The organism is Sphingopyxis macrogoltabida (assembly GCF_001307295.1).
In the GTDB taxonomy this organism is placed as follows: domain Bacteria; phylum Pseudomonadota; class Alphaproteobacteria; order Sphingomonadales; family Sphingomonadaceae; genus Sphingopyxis; species Sphingopyxis macrogoltabida_B.
In genome coordinates this window covers 1,280,656-1,300,840 of the sequence record NZ_CP012700.1, presented here as the reverse complement: position 1 = coordinate 1,300,840, position 20,185 = coordinate 1,280,656, and the positions used below count along the sequence as shown (strand labels likewise).

At 65.5% G+C, this 20,185-nt stretch carries 21 protein-coding genes; 10 read left to right on the top strand and 11 right to left on the bottom strand.

Features of this window, described 5'->3' with window-relative positions; all coding sequences use genetic code 11:
* Nucleotides 1-135 precede the first annotated feature (135 nt).
* From AN936_RS06030 to AN936_RS06020, 3 genes are all read left to right on the top strand, one after another.
* Nucleotides 136-372: an acyl carrier protein gene (locus AN936_RS06030; protein ID WP_054590139.1), complete on the top strand. Its 237-nt coding sequence runs from the start codon at nt 136-138 to the stop codon at nt 370-372.
* Between the two features lie 7 nt (nt 373-379).
* Nucleotides 380-1,582, top strand: coding sequence for a serine palmitoyltransferase (gene spt / locus AN936_RS06025; protein ID WP_054587339.1), 1,203 nt, complete (start codon nt 380-382; stop codon nt 1,580-1,582).
* A 113-nt stretch (nt 1,583-1,695) separates the two neighbouring features.
* Nucleotides 1,696-3,672, top strand: a complete 1,977-nt coding sequence (locus tag AN936_RS06020; protein ID WP_054587338.1) for an ATP-binding protein — start codon at nt 1,696-1,698, stop codon at nt 3,670-3,672.
* A 91-nt stretch (nt 3,673-3,763) separates the two neighbouring features.
* On the opposite strand, the gene AN936_RS06015 is transcribed toward AN936_RS06020, so the two are convergent.
* Genes AN936_RS06015 through AN936_RS06005 form a run of 3 tightly spaced genes read right to left on the bottom strand, consistent with a single transcriptional unit; the run spans nt 3,764 to nt 6,092 of the window.
* Nucleotides 3,764-4,624 carry a hypothetical protein gene (locus tag AN936_RS06015; RefSeq protein ID WP_054587337.1) on the bottom strand — a complete coding sequence of 287 codons (861 nt, stop codon included), beginning with the start codon at nt 4,622-4,624 and terminating at the stop codon, nt 3,764-3,766.
* A gap of 13 nt (nt 4,625-4,637) precedes the next feature.
* The gene (locus AN936_RS06010; protein ID WP_054587336.1) at nt 4,638-5,612 is read right to left on the bottom strand and encodes a diacylglycerol/lipid kinase family protein; all 975 of its coding nucleotides are present in this window, start codon (nt 5,610-5,612) and stop codon (nt 4,638-4,640) included.
* Between the two features lie 6 nt (nt 5,613-5,618).
* The gene (locus AN936_RS06005) at nt 5,619-6,092 is read right to left on the bottom strand and encodes a DUF2141 domain-containing protein (RefSeq protein WP_054587335.1); all 474 of its coding nucleotides are present in this window, start codon (nt 6,090-6,092) and stop codon (nt 5,619-5,621) included.
* 133 nt (nt 6,093-6,225) lie between these two features.
* On the opposite strand from AN936_RS06005, the gene lptF reads away from it, so the two are divergent.
* Both lptF and lptG read left to right on the top strand, forming a co-directional pair.
* Nucleotides 6,226-7,434, top strand: coding sequence for an LPS export ABC transporter permease LptF (lptF, locus tag AN936_RS06000; protein ID WP_084758209.1), 1,209 nt, complete (start codon nt 6,226-6,228; stop codon nt 7,432-7,434).
* Nucleotides 7,434-8,531: an LPS export ABC transporter permease LptG gene (gene lptG, locus AN936_RS05995; protein ID WP_054587334.1), complete on the top strand. Its 1,098-nt coding sequence runs from the start codon at nt 7,434-7,436 to the stop codon at nt 8,529-8,531. The genes lptF and lptG overlap by 1 nt, the downstream gene beginning before the upstream one ends.
* A gap of 347 nt (nt 8,532-8,878) precedes the next feature.
* Here lptG and AN936_RS05990 read toward each other — a convergent pair whose 3' ends face one another.
* Nucleotides 8,879-9,970: a fatty acid desaturase family protein gene (locus AN936_RS05990; RefSeq protein WP_234715757.1), complete on the bottom strand. Its 1,092-nt coding sequence runs from the start codon at nt 9,968-9,970 to the stop codon at nt 8,879-8,881.
* 127 nt (nt 9,971-10,097) lie between these two features.
* Between AN936_RS05990 and AN936_RS05985 the strand changes: the two genes are divergently transcribed.
* The gene (locus AN936_RS05985) at nt 10,098-11,267 is read left to right on the top strand and encodes a hypothetical protein (RefSeq protein ID WP_054587332.1); all 1,170 of its coding nucleotides are present in this window, start codon (nt 10,098-10,100) and stop codon (nt 11,265-11,267) included.
* A 39-nt stretch (nt 11,268-11,306) separates the two neighbouring features.
* Here AN936_RS05985 and AN936_RS05980 read toward each other — a convergent pair whose 3' ends face one another.
* Nucleotides 11,307-12,065 carry a TorF family putative porin gene (locus AN936_RS05980; RefSeq protein ID WP_054587331.1) on the bottom strand — a complete coding sequence of 253 codons (759 nt, stop codon included), beginning with the start codon at nt 12,063-12,065 and terminating at the stop codon, nt 11,307-11,309.
* A 91-nt stretch (nt 12,066-12,156) separates the two neighbouring features.
* Nucleotides 12,157-12,339 carry a hypothetical protein gene (locus tag AN936_RS24620; RefSeq protein ID WP_149037602.1) on the bottom strand — a complete coding sequence of 61 codons (183 nt, stop codon included), beginning with the start codon at nt 12,337-12,339 and terminating at the stop codon, nt 12,157-12,159.
* Between AN936_RS24620 and ispG the strand changes: the two genes are divergently transcribed.
* The 3 genes from ispG (at nt 12,338) to AN936_RS05965 (ending at nt 14,588) form a co-directional block, all read left to right on the top strand.
* The gene (gene ispG, locus AN936_RS05975; RefSeq protein ID WP_054587330.1) at nt 12,338-13,489 is read left to right on the top strand and encodes a flavodoxin-dependent (E)-4-hydroxy-3-methylbut-2-enyl-diphosphate synthase; all 1,152 of its coding nucleotides are present in this window, start codon (nt 12,338-12,340) and stop codon (nt 13,487-13,489) included. The genes AN936_RS24620 and ispG overlap by 2 nt on opposite strands.
* Before the next feature lie 162 nt (nt 13,490-13,651).
* The gene (locus tag AN936_RS05970) at nt 13,652-14,068 is read left to right on the top strand and encodes a hypothetical protein (protein ID WP_201782972.1); all 417 of its coding nucleotides are present in this window, start codon (nt 13,652-13,654) and stop codon (nt 14,066-14,068) included.
* Between the two features lie 31 nt (nt 14,069-14,099).
* Entirely contained in the window at nt 14,100-14,588 is a 489-nt protein-coding gene (locus AN936_RS05965; protein ID WP_054587329.1) for a GNAT family N-acetyltransferase, read from the top strand.
* Nucleotides 14,589-14,593: 5 nt separating this feature from the next.
* Here AN936_RS05965 and AN936_RS05960 read toward each other — a convergent pair whose 3' ends face one another.
* On the bottom strand, nt 14,594-15,337 hold the full coding sequence (locus tag AN936_RS05960) for a class I SAM-dependent methyltransferase (RefSeq protein WP_054587328.1): 744 nt from the start codon (nt 15,335-15,337) through the stop codon (nt 14,594-14,596).
* A gap of 141 nt (nt 15,338-15,478) precedes the next feature.
* On the opposite strand from AN936_RS05960, the gene AN936_RS05955 reads away from it, so the two are divergent.
* Complete coding sequence (locus tag AN936_RS05955; protein WP_054587327.1) at nt 15,479-15,895, top strand: VOC family protein; 417 nt, start codon at nt 15,479-15,481, stop codon at nt 15,893-15,895.
* A gap of 100 nt (nt 15,896-15,995) precedes the next feature.
* Here the strand turns inward: AN936_RS05955 and AN936_RS05950 are convergent, their stop codons facing one another.
* The 4 genes from AN936_RS05950 to AN936_RS05935 all read right to left on the bottom strand — a co-directional run bounded on the left by AN936_RS05950 (nt 15,996) and on the right by AN936_RS05935 (nt 20,139).
* Nucleotides 15,996-17,078, bottom strand: a complete 1,083-nt coding sequence (locus tag AN936_RS05950; RefSeq protein ID WP_054587326.1) for a S41 family peptidase — start codon at nt 17,076-17,078, stop codon at nt 15,996-15,998.
* Nucleotides 17,079-17,159: 81 nt separating this feature from the next.
* Nucleotides 17,160-17,363 (bottom strand): hypothetical protein, encoded by a 204-nt coding sequence (locus AN936_RS05945; RefSeq protein ID WP_054587325.1) that lies wholly within the window; start codon nt 17,361-17,363, stop codon nt 17,160-17,162.
* Nucleotides 17,364-17,373: 10 nt separating this feature from the next.
* Nucleotides 17,374-18,507 (bottom strand): acyltransferase family protein, encoded by a 1,134-nt coding sequence (locus AN936_RS05940; protein ID WP_054587324.1) that lies wholly within the window; start codon nt 18,505-18,507, stop codon nt 17,374-17,376.
* Between the two features lie 105 nt (nt 18,508-18,612).
* Entirely contained in the window at nt 18,613-20,139 is a 1,527-nt protein-coding gene (locus AN936_RS05935; protein ID WP_054587323.1) for an acyl-CoA carboxylase subunit beta, read from the bottom strand.
* Nucleotides 20,140-20,185: the final 46 nt, after the last annotated feature.

Genomic DNA, 20,185 nt, shown 5'->3' with positions numbered 1-20,185 from the left:
CGACCCTGTCACAGGAATGGCATGAAGTACCGCAACCGGCAAGATGCTGCCCTGTTCCCGCCGCATTCGCTTGCCAATCGGGCGGCAGCGCGGCATTCCCGCGCGCAATCTTATTTCTTTACGGGACGCACCTGCATGAGCACCGCCCTTCGCGACCAAATTTACGGCCTGATCGCCCCCTTCAACAAAAAGGGCGTCGAGTTGACCGATGCGACCACCTTTGCCGGCGACCTCGAATGGGACAGCCTGACGGTGATGGATTTCGTAGCCGAGGTCGAGGACACGTTCGACATCATCATCAGCATGAACATGCAGGCCGAAATCGAAACCGTCGGCCAGCTCGTCGCCGCGGTCGAGAAACTGCAGGGCTGACACCGCGATGACCGATCTTTTCAGCAAGTTCGACCCGCTGATCCAGCAGCGCGAGGCGCTGCTCGCGACCGGCGTCACGGACCCGTTCAGCCTGGTGATGGAAAAGGTTGTCTCGCCGACCGTCGCGATCTGCAACGGGCGCGAGACGATCCTGCTCGGCACTTATAATTATATGGGGATGACCTTCGACGACGACGTCATCGCCGCCGGCAAGGACGCGCTCGACAAGTTCGGCAGCGGCACGACCGGCAGCCGCGTCCTCAACGGCACCTATCAGGGGCACAAGGAGTGCGAGGAAGCGCTCAAGGAATTTTACGCCATGGATCATGCCATGGTGTTTTCGACCGGCTATCAGGCGAATCTCGGCATCATTTCGACGATCGCCGGCAAGGGCGATTATGTCATCCTCGACATCGACAGCCATGCGTCGATCTATGACGGGTGCAAGATGGGCGACGCCGAAATCGTCGCCTTCCGCCACAACGACGTCGAGGCGCTCGAAAAGCGGCTGAAGCGCCTGCCCCCCGAAGCGGGCAAGCTCGTCGTGCTCGAAGGCGTCTATTCGATGCTCGGCGACGTCGCGCCGCTGAAAGAGATGATCCGCGTCTCCAAGGAAGCCGGCGCGATGGTTCTGGTCGACGAAGCGCATTCGATGGGTTTCATTGGCGAGCATGGCCGCGGCGTCGCCGAGGCGCAGGGCGTCATCGACGACGTCGATTTCATCATCGGAACGTTCAGCAAGAGCGTCGGCACCGTCGGCGGCTTCTGCGTGTCGAACCACCCGAAATTCGAAATCATGCGGCTCGTCTGCCGTCCCTATGTCTTCACCGCCTCGCTGCCGCCGAGCGTCGTCGCGACCGCTGCGACGAGCATCCGCAAGCTGATGCACGGGTCGAACAAGCGCGCGCACCTGTGGGAAAATTCGAAGACGCTGCACAAGGGCCTCAAGGACCTTGGCTTCCAGCTCGGCACCGAAGAGCCGCAGTCGGCGATCATTGCGGTGATCATGCCCGACCTCGAAAAGGGCGCGATGATGTGGGAAGCGCTGCTCGAGGAAGGGCTCTACGTCAATCTCGCGCGTCCGCCGGCGACCCCCGCGGGTATGACGCTGCTGCGCTGCTCGCTCTGCGCCGAGCATTCGAGCGAGCAGGTCGGCGAGATCCTTACGCGCTTCGAGCGCGCGGGCAAACGCGTCGGCATCATCGGCTGAAACCCCCGCACGACCCGACCAGCGGATTCCTTTTCGGGTTGAATCGAAGCATCGTCGGCGCGCTGCCCGCTTCGCCGCTTTGCGGCCGGGCGCTTGTCCGGTAAAGACGGCGGGTGTTCGAGAGGGATTTCGATATCGAGACCGAAAGCCGGCGGGAGCGTGTTCGCTTCTGGCTGACGATCGGGGTCGCGACCATCCTGGTCGGCGTCGTCGCGGCGCTCGTCCTGCTGCTGTCGCGCGCCAACGACAATTACGAACGCTCGCTCGGCTGGCAGACGCAGAGCATGGAGGTCATCTCGCAGACCCGCTCGCTCGACGCCTCGCTCGCGCGTGCGGAAGCCGCGCTCGGCCGCTTCGCGGTCGGTTTGCAGAAGGAAGACGGGCGCGTCTTCGAGCAGCAATGGGGCCGCGCGCGCCAATATCGCGTCCAGCTCCAGCGCAACGTCCGCGACAATCCGGCGCAGGCAAAGCTGGTCGCGGAACTGACGCACGAAATGGACCGGCGCGGCGCCCAGCTCGGCGACGCGGCGCTCAGCGCCAACTACCGCCAGACCGTCGCCGCCATTTCCAAATATCACGCCGCCGGGCACGATCAGGGGCTCGGCAAGATCGACAAGCTGCTGACGCGGATTATCGACAACGAACGCACCTTGCTCCGCGAACGCAACCGCCTCGCGGCGGCCGATCGCGCCAGCCTCAACCAAGCGATGCTGCTCTTCTCACTGCTCGGCGCCGGCGCCGCGGTGATCGCGATCGGCGCGACCTTTTCGCTCGTCCGCGCCGATGCCGAACGGCGGCTGGCGCGACGCGAGCAGCTCGCCGAAAGCGACCGTGCGATGCAACTCGAAGCCGCCGTCGAGGCGCGCACCGCCGAACTGGAACAGGCGAACACCGCACTGCGCGGCGAAATGACCGAGCGCCTCTCGGCCGAGGAACAACTGCGCCAGGCGCAGAAGATGGAGGCCGTCGGCCAGCTTACCGGCGGCATCGCGCACGACTTCAACAATATGCTCGCGGTCGTCGTCGGCGGGCTCGAACTTGCGCAGCGCTGGTTGTCGGAAGCCCCCGACAAGGCACAGCGTCACCTCGCCAACGCCCTCGACGGCGCTAACCGCGCCGCCGACCTGACCCGGCGGCTGCTGACCTTTGCGCGATCCGAACCGGCACGCCCCGAAATGACGGTGGTCGACGAATGCATCGCGTCGTTCGCCGAACTCATAGAGCGGACGATCGGTGACCGGATCGCACTGACGCTCGATCTTCAGGCGGCCGACCTTACTTGCCTGCTCGACCGGCGCCAGTTCGAAAACGCTTTGCTCAACCTCGCGGTCAATGCGCGCGACGCGATGGACGGCCACGGGTCGCTGACCATCCGTACCCTGCGCGACGAGGAAGAGGAAACCGCGGCGCTGGCGGTGCAGGTGATCGATACCGGCTGCGGCATGTCGCCCGAAGTCCTCGAACGCGTCTTCGATCCCTTCTACACCACCAAGCCCGCCGGCCAGGGCACCGGTCTCGGCATGAGCCAGGTCTTCGCCTTTTGCCGCCAGTCGGGCGGCGAGGTGCAGATTTCGTCGACCGAGGGCGAAGGAACGAGCGTCGCGATGCTGCTGCCCGTCGCCCGCGCCGAGGACGCCGCCGACGCCGACGGCGATACCGGCGAAGGTGTGGCGCACCCCACCCTCGCCGATGCGCTCAGCATCCTCGTCGTCGAGGACGACCAGCGCGTCCTTGCCGCGACCGTCGACGCGGTCGCCGAACTGGGCCACAGGCCCGTCGCGTGCGGCAATCCGCTGGAGGCCGAGGCCCTTGTCGAGGGGCAGTTCGCCGCCGGCGGCGGTTTCGACCTTATCCTCTCCGACGTGTTGATGCCCGAACTCACCGGGCCCGAAATGGTCGCGCAACTCAAGCAGCGCTGGCCCGAACTGTCGGTGCTGTTCGTCACCGGCTATGCCGGCGATGCCAGCGAAGACGCCGCCTTCGGCGACCATGACGTGCTGCGCAAGCCCTTCACGCTGAGCGCGCTCGACCAGGCGATCCGGCGGAGCGGCGATACGCGGCCGGGCGATGGACAACGGCTGGCAAGCTAGCTCTTTCTGTCATCCCGGCGAAGGCCGGGATCTCGCCGGAGCGTAATAGTGTGACGTTGAGATCCCGGCCTTCGCCGGGATGACGACAGGGTTACCGTATCGCACCGCTTTTCATCAATCGCGGCACTAACGTCAGCGCCGCGACGAGCGGCCAGCGGCGTTGCCAAGGCTTGATCTCGATCTTCGTGCCCGCGTGGCGGTTGATCTTCCACGCCAGATAATCGATCCCGCCGGCATAGGTCAGGCTCGCCTTGGCCAGCCGGACGATGCTGAGCGCCTTACCTTCGGCGCGGCGCCGCGCCCATCCCCCGCTCCGCACGCCCGCCGGGATCGCGGCGATCGCCGGGGTGCTGAAAGCGAGATAGCGCCCGGCATCGGCGTCAACCACCGACTGCGCACGCCCCGTCCGCTCGGCGCGGAGTTCAACCGAATAGGTCAGCGCAAAGGCGCGCCGCCACCAGTCGAGCGGCGCTTCGCCTGCGACGCCCCCCGCCGCCGCGAGCAACGCCGGCGCGGCGCGGGCGACCGCTGCGACTGCGCGGTCCGCCGCGGTATCGTCGACCGCCCAGACCAGTCGCGACGGCTGCGCGAAACGCGCCCAGACCGACACATTGCGTGTTTCCGGCCCGTTCAACCGGTGAAAATCGGCTTCGCTGAGCACCGCATATTTGGCAATCAGCCCGTCATGCTGGAACGGATAGACGTTCGGCGGGATCAGCCGGTTCGCGACGGCCTGCCAGCGCTTCGGATAGGCATCGCCATAATCCGACACGATCAGGTAGAAATCGAGCATCAGCCCGTCGAGCTCGCTTTCGCGGAGGCAGCTTCCGTAAAACAGCACCGCGCGCGCACTGCCCGGATATTCGGCCGCAATCGCCGCCGCCATCGCCGCGACGCGCGGATCGACCGGGGCCGATAATTCGGCGCGGACCAGTTCCCCGATATCGGTCATGACGCGATGCTTCTCAGGCGGCGAGGCGCAGGAACGGCACCGGCTGCGTCGAGGTCAGGATGATCGGTTGGCCGCCCTTCGCCTCGAAAATCTCGCCGTCGAGGATGACGTTCGACCGCTCGCCCTCGATGCGGATCTCGTCGCCTTGCTGGAAATGCACGCCCTCCAGCTCTTTCTGCCCCAGCGTCCCCCGCCAGGTCGCGCCGAGCATGCGGAACAGCGCGCCGACGCTGCTGTCGGTCGCCAGCAATTTCATATGACCGTTCGTCCCGCCGCCGTCGCTCGTCCGGATGCTGAGCAGCAGCTTTTCGAGCGTCGTGACGATGAGCAGCGAGAATTTGCCCTTGAACTCGCCCTGCCGCACCAGCGACACGGTCATCGGTTCGGGCTTGGGCGGCAGGCGTCCGCCGCCGAGGCCGAAGATGATCGAAAACAGCCCGAGCACCGCAGCCAGAAAATGCGACAGTCCGTTCGGCAGGCCGAGCGGATAGATGCGGTTGCGGCAATAGAGCATGACGTCGGCCAGATAGGCGCCGCCCAGGAACATGCCGAGCACCGGCCGCGTCTCGCCGCCGCTGTCGAGCGAAATCAGCTGGCGCTCGATCACATGATCCTCGAGCCGCCCCGATTCGACCAGTTCGACGACGCGTTCGAGCGCCTTCAGCGGGTCGCCTTCGGCGCCGAGGTCGAGCGCGATCAAATTGGTCTTGCCGTTGGGAAGCACCGCGACCGGCGGCGGCGAACCACCGAAATGGCCGCCCGAATAAAGTTCGGTCAGCGCCGCCTGCACCGTGCCGTCGCCGCCATTGATCACGATGATCCGCGGGCTGACCATCGCGATGGTGCGGATCGCCTCGCCGATCTGGTCGACGTCCTCGACCTCGTAATGAAAAATGTCGGGGTGCGCCGCGCAATATTCGCGAACCCGGGGCAACAGGGCACGGTTGCCCGTCGAACGCGGATTGGAAAGAAGCGCGACGCTGGCCATTGCCCCTTACATATATTTCATCGTGATGGAGATCGTCCGGGGGGCGTCTCCAACCGAAAAGGCCGTCTTCTTGTAGCTCGGCTTGCCGAGGTTGAAGACGTTGATGCTGGGATTGTTCGACATCCCGCCGCCGTCCTTCGACAGATCGGTCTTGCCGTTACCGTTGACGTCGTGACGCACCGCAATGCCATAGGTCCCGGCTTCGGGCAGCGGCACGCAGACGGTCATCGACCCGGCGCGCGCCGGCACTTCGATACGCGTGATCCAGCGGCCCTTGGCAAGCCAGTCGGCGGCGGTGCCGCGATAGCTTTGCACGCGAATCTTGCCGGTCGACGCCTTGACGCCGCTGATCTGGACCAGGGTCGACGGTCCGCTCTTGCACTTCGACAGATCGTTCGAGATGACCCGGCCTTCGGCCTGCGCCGAGGCTGCGAAAGCCAACAGAGCAATGCACAGCGAGGCGGATACAAATTTCGACATGACCTCAAAACCTCCAGACGCTATAGCCATGCCAGCCACGCAAAAAGCATGTGCCGGCACGGGTCCCTGTCGCCCTTGAATCGGTATATCGGAACCATTTGCGGCCAAATCATGGTGATGGGGCGACGAAAGATTGAATAAGCTACCTGCCATCGACCGCTATATCGCGCGGCTCATCTTCTTTCCCATGCTCGGCACGCTCGTCCTGTCGGCGATGCTGCTCGTGCTCGAAAAAATGCTGCGGCTGTTCGATTTCGTTGCCACCGAAGGCGGCCCGGTCAGCGTCGTGTGGCGGATGCTCGCCAACCTGATCCCCGAATATCTCTCGCTCGGCATCCCCATCGGGCTGATGCTCGGCATCCTGCTCGCCTTCCGCCGGCTCGCGACGTCGAGCGAACTCGACGTGCTGAAGGGCGTCGGCATGAGCTTCGGGCGGCTGATGCGCGTACCCTTTGCCTATGCCGTTGCGCTGGCCGCGCTCAATCTCGCGATTGTCGGCTTTATTCAGCCAGTTGCGCGCTATGCTTATGAAGGCCTCCAGTTCGAGCTGCGCTCGGGCGCGCTCGGCGCGTCGATCAAGGTCGGCGAATTCACCAAGCTCGGAGAGCGCATGACGTTGCGGATCGAGGAAAGCTACAACGACGGCCGCAGCCTGCGCGGCATCTTCGTGCGCGGCGAGCAAAAGGATGGGCAGAGTGTCTCGGCGACCGCCTCGCAGGGGCAGTTCCTCGCGACCGACGATCCCGACACGATCATCCTCCGCCTGACGCAGGGCGTGCTGATCCACGAATCGCCGAAATTCGCGGTGCCGCGCGTGCTCAGTTTCGACAACCACGATCTGCCGATCCCGCTGCCCAAGATCGAAGCTTTCCGCACCCGCGGCGGGTCGGACCGCGAAATGACGATCCCCGAACTGTTCGTCGCCGGCAAGGACAAGGCCGAATCCGCCGCCACCCGGCTGGAAATACGCGCGAATTTCCATTTTCGTATCGTCGAGGTGATGTCGATGTTCCTGATCCCGCTGATTGCGATCGCGCTCGCCATCCCCCCGAAGCGGTCGACCTCGTCGCTCGGCGTCTTTCTGTCGATCGTCCTCCTCGTCACCCAGCACAAGATCAACCAATATGCCGAGGATCTCGGCGCCCGCGGTACCGTCGACCCGATCATCGCGCTATGGGTGCCCTTCCTCTTGTTCGCGGCGCTCGCGGTGTGGATGTATTATACCGTCGCGCACGTCCCCGGCGGCCAGCCGATCGGCGCGCTCGAACGCGTCGCCGCCAAGGCCGGCCAGAAAGTCCGCAAGCTGCTCACCATTTTCCAGCGCAAGCCCAAGATCGCCTGATGCACCAGCTCCATTTCTTCCCGTCGCGCACGATGGCGCTTTACGTCGGACGCCTGTTCCTCGTCCGCAGCTTCGCGATCCTGTTCGCGCTGGTGCTGATCCTGCAGACGCTCGACCTGCTCGGCGAGAGCGGCAAGATCCTCGCGGTCGCGGGCAACAGCGACAGCGACGTCTGGCGCTATGTCGGCTTGCGCCTGCCGCAGATCGTCGAGACCTTCCTGCCCTTTTCGGTGCTGCTCGGGACGATCCTGACGCTGATCACGCTCAACCAGAACAGCGAGGTGATCGCGATGAAGGCGTCGGGCATGTCGGCGCACCAGGTGCTCGCGCCGCTGTTCCTCGCCGCGCTGCTCGTCGCCGGGATCAGCTTCGTCTTCAACGAACGCATCGTGACGCGCGCCAACGCCGCGCTCAGCGCGTGGCAGAAGGTGCAATACGCGCAGGTGCCCGCCGACAGCGGACTGCGCAGCAACATCTGGGTGCGCGCCGGCGACGACCTGATCAACGCGCAGACGGTGCAGACCGGCGGGCCGACTGTCGTCTTGGGCAAGGTCGCGATCTACGAACGCACGCAGGGCGTCCTCTCGTCGATCCTGTCGGCCGACAGCGCCCGTGCGGTCGACGGCGGCTGGGAGCTCACCAATGCCAAGCGCTTCCTGCGCCGCTCGGGAACGCTCGAATCGCTCGGCAACATCGTCGCGGCGAAGGGCGTGCGTCCCGACCAGTTCACGCTGGCGCAGGTCGACGGCGACGAACTGCCCTTCCTCCAGCTCCAGTCGGCGATCGCCGATCTCGAAGCCGCCGGGCGGCCGGTCGACGCGCTGAAGGGCGTGCTCTGGCACAAGATTTCGGGGCCGCTGTCGGCGATATTGATGCCGCTCTTGGGCGCCGTCGCGGCCTTCGGCCTCGCGCGCTCGGGTAAACTGTTCGTCCGCGCGATCCTCGGCATGGCATTGGGCTTCGCCTATTTCGTCGCCGACAATTTCGCCCTCGCGATGGGCGATCTCGGCGCCTACACGCCCTTCCTCGCGGCATGGGGACCGTTCATCCTCTTCGCGCTGATCGGTGAGATGATCTTGATCCGGACCGAGGAATAGCTTTTTCTTGCTCAGGCGGTGGGGCTGCTTTCGGCCGTTTGCAAACCTTCGTCATCCCCGCGAAGGCGGGGATCCCGCTTGACAACGGTGGAGGAAAAGCGGGATTCCCGCCTTCGCGCGAATGACGAAATGAAGAAGTGCGAGACGTGCGCTTCCGGCCGGTTGCTGACGTTTGTTTCTTCGTCACCCTGAACTTGTTTCAGGGTCCATGGCCTGCCGTTTCCTGCGACGCAGCGCTAGCCGAGAGTGCTGGTCATGGATGCTGAAACAAGTTCAGCATGACGAACTTTAGAGGCAGTTTCCCATCCCAAGGCCGACATCTGCCGCACCGCTAGCAGCCTTTAAATTCAGGCCGCCGCCCCGCCTCGTGTCGACCCCGCCACCAGCCGCGCGACCAGCCCCGGAAGCCCGGCGTAATTGGCGCCATGATATTGCGAGTCCGCAGGCAGCGCGTCCTTAAGGCGGCGATGCGCCTCCGGGAGCGCATGATAGGGAACCCCCGGCAGCAGATGGTGGAGCGCATGATAGCGCAGCCCCACGGGCGCCCATAGTTCGGGCAACAGCCCCGGCGGCGGAACGTTGACGCTGTCGAGGAACTGCGCGGTCACGGTGAGCACGCCGCCGTCATTTTCCCACAGATGCGCAACGAGGGTACGAATCTGGTTGAGCACGACGGTCGCCGACGCGATGGCGCCGAAGATGATCAGCGCGCGCAGCGGCACCCAGCCGAAAACGCCCGCGGCGATCAGCAAGGTCGACCACGCCCACGCGCCGCCTTCCTGCCACGCCCATTGGCGGCGGAATTCGCCTTCGGGCGGCTTGCGCCGGAACATCGGGTTGATGATCAGCCCCGAATAGCGTTCGACGACGATCCGGCGCAGCGGCGGGATCAGGAACGACAGCGGGGTCAGCACCGCATAGCGGAAGACGAAGGCCAGCGGGCCAAAGGCGGCCGCGACGACGAACAACGGCACCGTCCACGGCTTCATCAGCGCGAGGGGCAGATATTCGGGATCGTCGACCGTGCCATATTTGGTGCGATTGTGGTGCAGGCTGTGAATGCCCTCATACATGAACGACGGGATCAGCAGCGGCACGCCGATGAGCAGGTTCCAGCCGAGGCGGAACCCCGGCAGCGCATTCTTCCGGATATGCGTGATCTCGTGGATGAAGCTGCCGGCGCGATAGAGGGCGAGCACGGCGACCAGCGACGCGGCGAGCACCCACGGCGTCGACGGCGCGAAAATCGCCGCGGCGATGCCGGCATAGCCGACGAAGGCCGAGAGCAGGAAATCGCTCCAGTAGATGCGCGGGCTGGGCGCGGTCAGGTCGCGCGTCAACTCCGACGCCGCGCGGATCATCGCCATATCGTCGGCGATCGCCGATTTCGGGGTCGCCGCCGCGGACGGCTCCGACGCCCGGTCGACAAGAGTGTTCATCGCAAACATAGGCTGCTCTTCATCATGATTTCGTGGCAGCAAAATGGCCGAATGCGGGTCGCCAGTGCCTCATCAATGCCCTAATGCGTCGCCAGCAAAGATAGGAAGCCTTCTTCAGGAAACCAGTATGAGCGGACATTCGCAAGGCCCCGTCACTATCCATCCCGTCAAGTCCAAGGCCGATCTGCGCGAGTTCGTCGAACTGGCTTTCCGGCTCAATCGCGGCGATCCGGCGTGGGTGCCGCCGCTGAAGGGCGAAGTCTACGGCCTGCTTACCCCCGGCGAGAATCCGTGGTTCGAACATGGCAAAGCGCAGTTTTTCCTCGCCCGGCTCGACGGGCGGACGGTGGGCCGGATTTCGGCGCATATCGACGATCTCGCGCTCGCGCAGCCTGTCGAGCAAGGCATGGGCCCCGGCACCGGCAACTGGGGCTTGCTCGAGGCCGAGGACGCCGAGGTGACCCATGCGCTGCTCGTCGCCGCCGAGGACTGGCTGCGCAGGCAGGGGATGCACCGCGCGCTCGGGCCGCTGTCGATTTCGATCTGGGACGAACCCGGCCTGCTGGTCGAGGGGTTCGAACGGCCGCCGACGATCATGCTCGGCCACAACAGTCCGCTCTACCGCGACTGGATCGAGGCCGAGGGCTATCGGCCGGTCAAGAAGCTCCAGAACTTCTCGGTCGAGATATTGGATGGCTTTCCGCCGCTGGTGAACCGCATTGTCGCGGCGGGCGAAAAGAACGAACGCATCCGCATCCGCCGCGTCGACAAGCGCCGGTTCAACGAGGAAGCGCGCCTGATCATGGGCATCCTCAACGATGCCTGGTCGGACAATTGGGGCTTTGTCCCGCTCACCGACAGCGAGATCGCCTATATCGGCAAGAAGCTGAAAGACATCGTCTTCGAGGATCTGATCCGCGTCGCGGAAGTCGATGGCGAAGCGGTCGCGTTCATGATCGTGCTGCCGAATATCAACGAAAAGCTGATCGACATGGACGGGTCGCTATGGCCCTTCAACTGGGCGCGCCTGCTCTGGTGGCTGCGCAAACCCAAAAGCCGGCGGCTGCGCGTGCCGCTGATGGGCGTCGTCAAGAAATTGCAGAACAGCCGCATGGCGAGCACCCTCGCCTTCATGATGATCGAATATATCCGCCGCGACGGCGTCGCCGAATATGGCGCCGCAGAAGGCGACATCGGCTGGGTGCTCGACGACAATCAGGGCATGAATGCGGTCGCCGAAGCGATCAACGCGACGGTAAACCGCGTCTATCAGATTTACGACAAGCCGCTGGGCTGAAAAAACCCGCTGCCGCTCGGGCAGCGGGCCTCCGCATGATCAGAACGAAAAGCCGAGCGAGAAGACGACGCCCGAATCGAAATATTTGTCGACCGCCTTCACCCCGGTGGTCGGAATGTCGGTGTCGACATATTTGACCCCGGCGGTGATCGGCCCGAAGCTTGCCGAGGCGCCGATCGACCAGTCCCAATAATGGCCCGCCGGCGCCAGCGCGCCGAGCCCGCCGTCGGTGTAGCCCGCCTGCGCCGACAGCGTCACCGGCGTCGTCGGAATGCCCGCCGAAAGCCCGGCGCTGAGATAGATGCTGTCTTCACCGCCCAGTGACTGCTGATCCCAGGCATAGCCGACGGTGCCCGTCGCCTCGACCGGCCCTAGCGTGTGCGACACCTTGCCGATGATCTCGAAATAATCGGCCGGGCCCGCCGCCTTCTCGCCGCCGGGATAGCCGTAATAGGTCAGCCCGATGTCGAATTCGGTCCCCGGCGCGATTTCGGTCGCATAGCCGCCATAGATGTCGATCTCGGTCTTGCCATAGGTCGGCGTGTCTTCGAGGTTCGAGCCCCAGGCGCCGAGATAAAGGCCGCTGTCGTGGCTGACGGTGAGCGTCGGCTGGACCGCGACATCGCCGCCGGTCAGCGATATGCCGCGAAACCGGTAGTCGGAGACGACCTCGATCCCGCCCGAAACGGTGATCGGACCGGCGGAAACGCCGCCCTCCTCTTCCTCCGCCATGGCCGGCGTCGACATTGCGGACGCCGCGAGCAGCACGCCGAGGCACGCCTTGCTGAGAAACTTCATGGATGATCCCCTCACATTGTTTTTCCGGATCGTCCCCACCCTGCCGAACGCGCTCTCACCTGTCTGATGCGGGCCTGCAGCGACGAACGCGCTAAAAAGTGCCGATTTTGACGCAATGCACAATCGGAAACTGCACCTGCGGTCCATTCCGGCCATCGGGTGTGACATTGCCGCCACATTGCCGGTCTGCACGCTTCGCTTTGCCAAGCGCCGCCCGCGGGGCTAAAGAGCGGCGCATATCTCCCCCTTCACGAGCATCGTCGAGCAGCATCATGAGCGATCACAATCCCGGCCTGCGCCCTTGGCGCGACATCGCGCGGCGGACCAGCCGCCAGATCATGGTCGGCAGCGTCCCGGTCGGCGGCGGCGCGCCGATCACGGTGCAGACGATGACCAACACGCTGACGTCGGATGCGGTGGCAACGATCGACCAGATCCGCCGCTGCGAAGAGGCGGGCGCCGACCTCATCCGCGTCTCCTGCCCCGACACCGACAGCACCGCGGCGCTCGGCAAGATCGTCCGCGCGGCGCGCATCCCGATCATCGCCGACATCCATTTCCATTATAAACGCGCGCTCGAAGCCGCCGACGCCGGTGCCGCGTGCCTGCGGATCAACCCCGGCAACATCGGCAGCAGCGAACGTGTCGGCGAGGTCGTCCGCGCCGCCAAGGCCAACGGCTGCGCGATCCGCATCGGCGTCAATGCCGGCAGTCTCGAAAAGGACCTGCTCGAAAAATATGGTGAGCCTTGCCCCGAGGCGCTCGTCGAAAGCGCGCTCGACCATATCAAGCTGCTGCAGGATCACGACTTCCACGAATATAAGGTCGCGGTGAAGGCGAGCGACGTCTTCCTTGCGGTCGCAGCCTATATGCAGCTCGCCGACGCGGTCGACTGCCCGCTCCACCTCGGCATTACCGAGGCGGGCGGGCTGATCGGCGGCACTGTCAAATCGGCGCTTGGCATCGGCAATCTGCTGTGGGGCGGCGTCGGCGACACGATCCGTGTCAGCCTGTCGGCCGAACCCGAAGAGGAAGTGCGCGTCGGCTATGAAATCCTGAAAGCGCTCGGGCTGCGCACCCGCGGCGTTCGCGTCGTATCGTGCCCGAGCTGCGCGCGGCAGGGCTTCGACGTCATCCGCACCGTCCAGGCGCTCGAAGATGCGCTCGGCCATATCAAGACCCCGATGTCGCTCTCTGTCCTCGGCTGCGTCGTAAACGGCCCCGGCGAGGCGCGCGAAACCGACATCGGCATCACCGGCGGCGGCAACGGCAAGCATATGGTCTATCTCTCGGGCGTCACCGATCATCATGTCGAAGACGCCGACATGATCGCGCATATCGTCCGGCTCGTCGAAGCCAAGGCGGCTGAAATCGACGCCGGCAGCGCGGTGAGCATGGACACGCTGCACGGCAAGGCGGCGTAGAGCGGGCCAGCCCTCCGTCACCCCGGACTTGATCCGGGGTCCAGACAGCGCCGGTCGTCATGGATCCCGGATCAAGTCCGGGATGACGAGAATTGGTGCACAATCGCCTTTTACATCGCTGTCAGCAAGCGCTAGCCTCGCGCCATCGCGAGGAGCACCGCCATGCCCGACAAGTTCGATAGCTTCGACCGCATCGCCCAGTTGCTGCTGTTGATCGCGGCGGTCACCACCGTCGCCAACGGCGCCTTCATGCTGGTCAAGCCGCTCGACTGGTATGTCTTCGTCCCCACCGTCGTCACCACCGGCCCGCCGAACGCCCATTTCATCCGCGACATCGGCCTCGCCTATCTCGGGTCGGGGCTGATCCTCTTTTACGCGGCATTCGACCCCGTTCGGCGCTGGCGCGCAGCGGTGGTCGGCGGGCTGTGGCTGAGCTTCCATGGCCTGCTGCATATCTATGAGGTCGCCGCCGGTATCTGCGGTCCCGCGACCTTCTGGGCCGATGCGCCGGCGGTGATCGGCCAGCCGGCGCTCGTCATCGCGGCGCTCGTCCTGCTGCGCGTGCGAAAGCGCATTTGACAGCGGCGGCGGCGTTCGACAGACGGGCGCGATGACGCTTTCGATCCGCCCCGCCACCCCCGCCGACCTGCCGCTGATCGCGCAGTTCATCCGCGACCTTGCCGACTATGAAAAGCTCGCCCACGAGGTGCGCTTCGATGAGGCAAAGCTGGGCGAAAAGCTGTTCGGCCCGCGCCCCTATGCCGAAGTCCTGATCGGCGAGATCGAGGGCACGGCGCAGGGCTTCGCGCTGTTCTTCCACAATTTCTCGACCTTCGAGGGGCGGCCCGGCATCTATCTCGAAGATCTGTTCGTCCGCCCCGGAGCGCGCGGCTCGGGGCTCGGCAAGGCGCTGCTCGCGCATCTCGCCAAGCTCTGCGTCGAACGCGATTGCGCGCGGCTCGAATGGTGGGTGCTCGACTGGAACACCCCGTCGATCGGCTTTTACCAGAGCCTCGGGGCAAAGCTGATGGACGAATGGACGGTGATGCGCGTCGATGGCGCGGCGCTGACGGGACTTGCCGCCAGCGCGCACGCCTGACGCCTTCACTTCGGCTTGCGGAACCGCAGCACGAACTGGTCGGTCTTGCCCTGCACCGCGGGATCGAACACCGGCTTCGTCCGGTCGTCGCTTACGTTCGCCAGCAGGTTGCTTTCGCCGTCGAGGACGAATCCCGCCGCCTGCACCTCGGTCTTCACCGCCTCGGCATCGATGCGGTGCAGGCTGCCGGCGTCGCGCGCGCCCGATCCCGCTGCGGCGCTGTGGTCGGTGACGATATAGGTGCCGCCGGGCTTCAGCGCCGCGAACGCCGCGCGGTTGACCTGCTCGGCGAGGTCCGAAGACGCATCGCCGCCTTTCAGGTCGTGATAATTGCGCGATGTCCACACGACGTCGGCGGGGCCCGCGCGGGCGAGGTCGGCGAGCGCCCCGATCTGGAGCTTCACATTGCCGCGGCCCGGCTCGCGCACCAGCTTGCGCAGCGGATCGGATTCGCGCGGGATCACCGCGACGACCGTGCCGCGCGGACCGACCGCCGCCGACAGGACGCGCGTGAAATAACCGCCGCCGGGCAGGATTTCGACGACACGCTGCCCTGCCTTGACGTTCGCAAAGCGCAGCATCATCCCGGGCTTGCGTGCCGCGTCCTCGGCAATATCGGCGGCGGGTCGCGATGGCTTTGCGGTTCCCATCATCTGGGCGGCGGAGGGCATGGACGGCAAGGCGATCGCGCCCGCCAAGGCAAGGCCGCAAACGGTGAGCAGGCGAATCTTGTGCGATGGTTTCAGCATGGCCAACCTCCCTGAATATATGCCGGACCGGGAATAGCCGGACCGCCGCCATCAGAGGCGTGTTATTCGACCAATACAGTTCAGGTGCCGACCAACCGACGAATGGCGGAACGATGGCCACGGGCGCCGCGTTTTCTCGGCATGTTCGACCATACCGGAATCGTCGTCAGCGACCTCGCCCGCGCCCGCGCCTTTTACGATGCGATCGGCAAGCCGCTCGGTCTCGTCACCGCCGACAATGGCGAGCAGGCCTTTATCTTCGGCAAAAGCAAGGCGGAGCCGATCCCCTATCTGTGGGTCGGCACGCTTCGCCCGAGCTATTGGGCCGACGGCTCGCGCACCGGCGTCAACCAGATGCACGTCGCTTTCGTCGCGCCGTCGAAAGACGCTGTCGACGCGTTTCACGCGGCAGGCATCGCGGCGGGCGGGACTGATCATGGCGCGCCGGGTCCGCGCGAAGGCGCCGAGGGCTATTATGGCGCCTTCCTGCTCGACCCCGACGGCAATAATATCGAGGCCGCCTTTCGCGACAATCTGCCCTATCTGCATGCAAGCTGAAGCTACCACTCCCGTCATCCCGGCGAAGGCCGGGACCTCGCCGGTGCGTTTTATGGCGAAGGCGAGATCCCGGCCTTCGCCGGGATGACGATCGAGTAGGTCAGCGCGCCGGAGCGGGCTTGCGCCGCTCCATCGGCCGGCTCGGCATATGCGTGTCGGACAGTTTCTTCGCTTCGCCCGCCTCGACGCCCAGGTCGGTGAGTACGCGCACCAGCGCCTCGGCGGGCGGAACCGCGATATCGGGTTGCACTCCGTCGCCTTCCCAATCCTTGCCCGTCACCGGATCATAGGTGCGCCCGACCGGGATGAACGCCTCATAACCGCTGCCCAGTTCCTCGCCGCGGCCGAAATGATTGGCGCCCGCGGTCGGCGCGCCGACCAGCGTCCCGCGCCCCGTGTGCTTCATTGCCAGCGAGAAATGCTCGGCCGCCGACGCGGTGCCGCCCGATGTCAGCACATAGACTTTTGCATCGCGCAGCCGCGCGTCGCCGTTCGGGGTCGCCCAATGTTCGCGCGTCACCATCCCCGGATCGCCGTCGACCTTGCGCATTGAGGGGATGCCTTCGATCGGCGAACCGCCCTCGGCATCGACCGAGGCGCGCGTCGCCATCGTCACCAGCCGGGTCGGCGCCGAAAACAGCCAGGGGAACATCACGTCCATCTGGTCCATGCCGCCGCCGCCGTTGGTGCGCAGGTCGAAAATGATCGCCCTCGCGTCGGCATGATCGGCGATGAATTTCGCCGCCGCCGCGGTCACCGCCGGATCGTCGGGGAAGATGTTGAAGCGGATATAGGCGATCCCCGGCGCGATCCACCCCGGCTGTTCGATCGGCACCCGCGGCGGGTAGCGCGTCGGCGCAGTGCCGCCCGGCGCGGCGGCGCCCTCCGGCACGCGGACCCTCAGATGCCCGTCGGGAGACACGGCATTGACATCGGCATCGATCGCCTCGCCCAATGCCTCGCCGGAGAGCGGCGCATAGCGGCCCGCGGCGATGGCCGCGCGGATCGCCGCGGCATAGCGCTTGCCGGTCTCGGGATAGACATAATCACTCTCGAGCAGCGCGGCATATTTTTCGGCGATGGCGTTGGCGCTGTCATCGTCGGCGGCCAGCACCGGGGCCGTGGGCAAGGCGGCAACCGCAGCAACGCTCGCGGCAATCAGCAAGGCAGGCAAAATGCGCATGATTCTTGTCTCCATCGGCCCCTGTCGGAACGAGGTGTATCACACTTACAACACGGATCAACTACATTTGTAGTCGATGGTTCAGGCTCGACGGTTGCGCGAGAACCAGACCAGCGCCGCGCCGACGGCGGCAAGGATCGCGCCGTTGCGCGTCCAGGTCGTATCGCCGAGCATGAAGCTGCTCGCCGGCCAGCGTATGATATCGAGCCCCTGCAGCATCCAGAGCCCGCCCATCAGCAACGCCGCGACGCCGACAACCGCCATGACCGCTTTCAATGCTCCCATGTCGTCTCCCCTACCCGCGCTGCAATCCGATCAGCGGCCGCAGCCAGCCGATGCTGCGCCCGATCGCGTAGAAAAGCCAGCATCCCGATACGGTCGCGGCAAAAAGGATCAGGAACGACGGCAGCGCTGAAACCTCGCCGCGCAGCAGGTACCAGCCCACCACGACGATGATCGTCTGATGGATGATGTAAAAAGGGAACACTGCCTCGGCGAGCGTCGCGCGCCAGCGGTGGTCGCGATTCCAATAATGGTCGGCGATCCCGACCAGCGCGACGATCGCCGCCCAGCCCTGCACCAGCCGCGCGATGTGATAGGGCGGAAACACCCAGTCGGGCGCGATCGTGTCGCCCGGCCAAGTCCATTCGATCCATGCCACGGGTACGAAGGCGACAACGGCCAGCACCGCCGCGACCTTCCACCAGCGCGCCACCGCGTCGAACAGCAACGGCCGGACGCGGAGCAGCCAGCCGGCGGCAAAGGCCACCAGATAATGGAGGTGCGACGGCCCGTCGTCGAACAGCGCATGCGTCTCGTCATGGCCCGGAAACAGCGCATAGACGACCAGCCACGCCGCAAGCGGCCATACGAGCAGCCCCCAGCCGCCCAGCCACCGCGCCGCCGCGTCGGCGATCCGCGCCCGGACGCCTTCGGGCACGACCGCGAGCAGCAACGCCGCGAGCATCGTATAAACCCACAGATAGACGACGAACCACAGATGCTGCCAGGTCGGCAGCGCAATGCCGTCGATGAACCGGAAACCGAAATAGTCGTGCAGCCAGAAGTGCAGGAAGCCTTGGCGGTAGCCATGCTGCCCGACAAGGTCGATCCACGGCTGCGGCGGGATGACGACGGCCATGCCGAACAGCAGCGGTACCAGCAGCCGCGCGCTGCGCGACCGCGCGAAGGTTCCGCTGCCACCGAGCTTCGCGAACAGCGCCGCGCTGGCATAGCCCGAGACGAGGAACAGCAGGGCCAGCCGCCAGCCATTGGTTGCCAGCATCGGGATCGCGACCCAGTCGATCGGCTCGGCGATCTTCACATGCCAGTCCCACGGCACGAAATACATGCCGATATGATAGAGGATCAGCAGCGCAAACGCGCCGATCCGCAGCCAGTCCATCCCGTAATGGCGTGCGGTGGTCATGCCTCTCCCCTCCCCGTCATTGCGAGGGCCAAAGGCCCGCGGCAATCCAGAGTCGCCTATTCCGCTCTGGATTGCTTCGCTTCGCTCGCAATGACGAGCCCTTTTCTACAAACGGCTGTTCAGCACCCGCCAGGCCAGTTCGGCAAATTCGCACAGCAACGGCCGCGTATCGCGCGGGTCGATGATATCCTCGACGCCGAACTTCTCCGCCGTCCGGAACGGCGAACGCACCCGGTTCAATCTTTCGCGGATCGCCTCGAGATGGGCCGCCGGATCCGCAGCCGCCTCCAGCTCGCTCTTGTAGGCAACCTCGACCCCGCCCTCGATCGGCAGGCTGCCCCAGTCGCCCGACGGCCAGGCGAAGCGATACTGGAAACGCTCGGCGTTCGACATCGCGCTCCCCGCGATCCCGTAAGCCCGCCGCACCACGACCGACGCCAGCGGCACCGTCGCGCGATAGATGGCGTTCATCGCCTGCACCCCGTAACGGATCGTCCCCGTCCGCTCGGCCTCGCCGCCGATCATGAAGCCCGGATTGTCGACGAGATGGACGATCGGCAGCCGGAACTGGTCCGCCAGTTTCACGAAGCGCTCGGCCTTCTCGCTCGTCTTCGCGTCCCACGATCCGCCGAGATAGGATGGATCGCTCGCGAGCACCGCAACCGGATAACCGTCGAGCCGCGCGAAGGCGGTGATCACCGCCCGCCCCCAGCGCGCGCCCATTTCGAAGAAACTGCCTTGATCGAACACCGCATTGGCGATGCGCCGCATCGAATAGACCATCTTCGCCTCGCGCGGCACGACCGACAGCAGCGCCTCCTCGCGGCGATCCACCGGATCGCGGCTTTCGGTCCGCGCCGCGCGCTCATGGATCGACGACGGCAGGTATGACAGGAAACGCCGCGCCGCGGCGAAGGCTTCGGCCTCCGACGCCACCTCGTCATCGACGACGCCGTTGCGCGTATGCACATCGGTTCCGCCCAATTCCTCGCGATCCAGCGTGTCGCCGATCGCCGCCGCAACCGCTGGCCCCGCCGCGAAGAGCTGCGACAGCCCGCGCACCATCACGCTGTAATGGCTCGCGACAACGCGCGCCGCGCCCAGCCCCGCGGTTGGTCCGAGCGCGAGCGCCACCACCGGCACGGTATCGAGATTGGCGATGATCTCGTGCCACCCCGGAACGTGCGGGATATAGGTATAGCCCATATCCTCCAGCGTCTTGACCGACCCGCCGCCGCCGGTGCCGTCGATCATGCGGATCAGCGGCAGGCGATATTCGTGCGCCATCGCCTCGCACTGGACGAACTTGCGGTGCAGCGCCGCGTCGGCAGCGCCGCCGCGCACCGTGAAATCGTCGGCCGAGGCGACGACCGGGCGACCGTCGATATTCGCCCGCCCGAAGATGAAGTTAGACGCCGCCAGATCTTCGAGTTCGCCGTCGGCGCCGTAACTGCCGCGCCCCGCGATCTTGCCGATCTCGCGAAAACTGTCCGCGTCGACCAGCCCGGCGAGCCGCGCCCGCGCGTCCATCTTGCCGCGCCCGTGCTGGCGCGCGACCTTTTCCGCGCCGCCCATCTTCTCGGCCATCGCGCGGCGCTGCGCGAGTTCCTCGATCTCTTTTTTCCAGCTCATGGGGACGGAGGCTATCTTACGTTGACGGAAACGTCATGCAAAACCT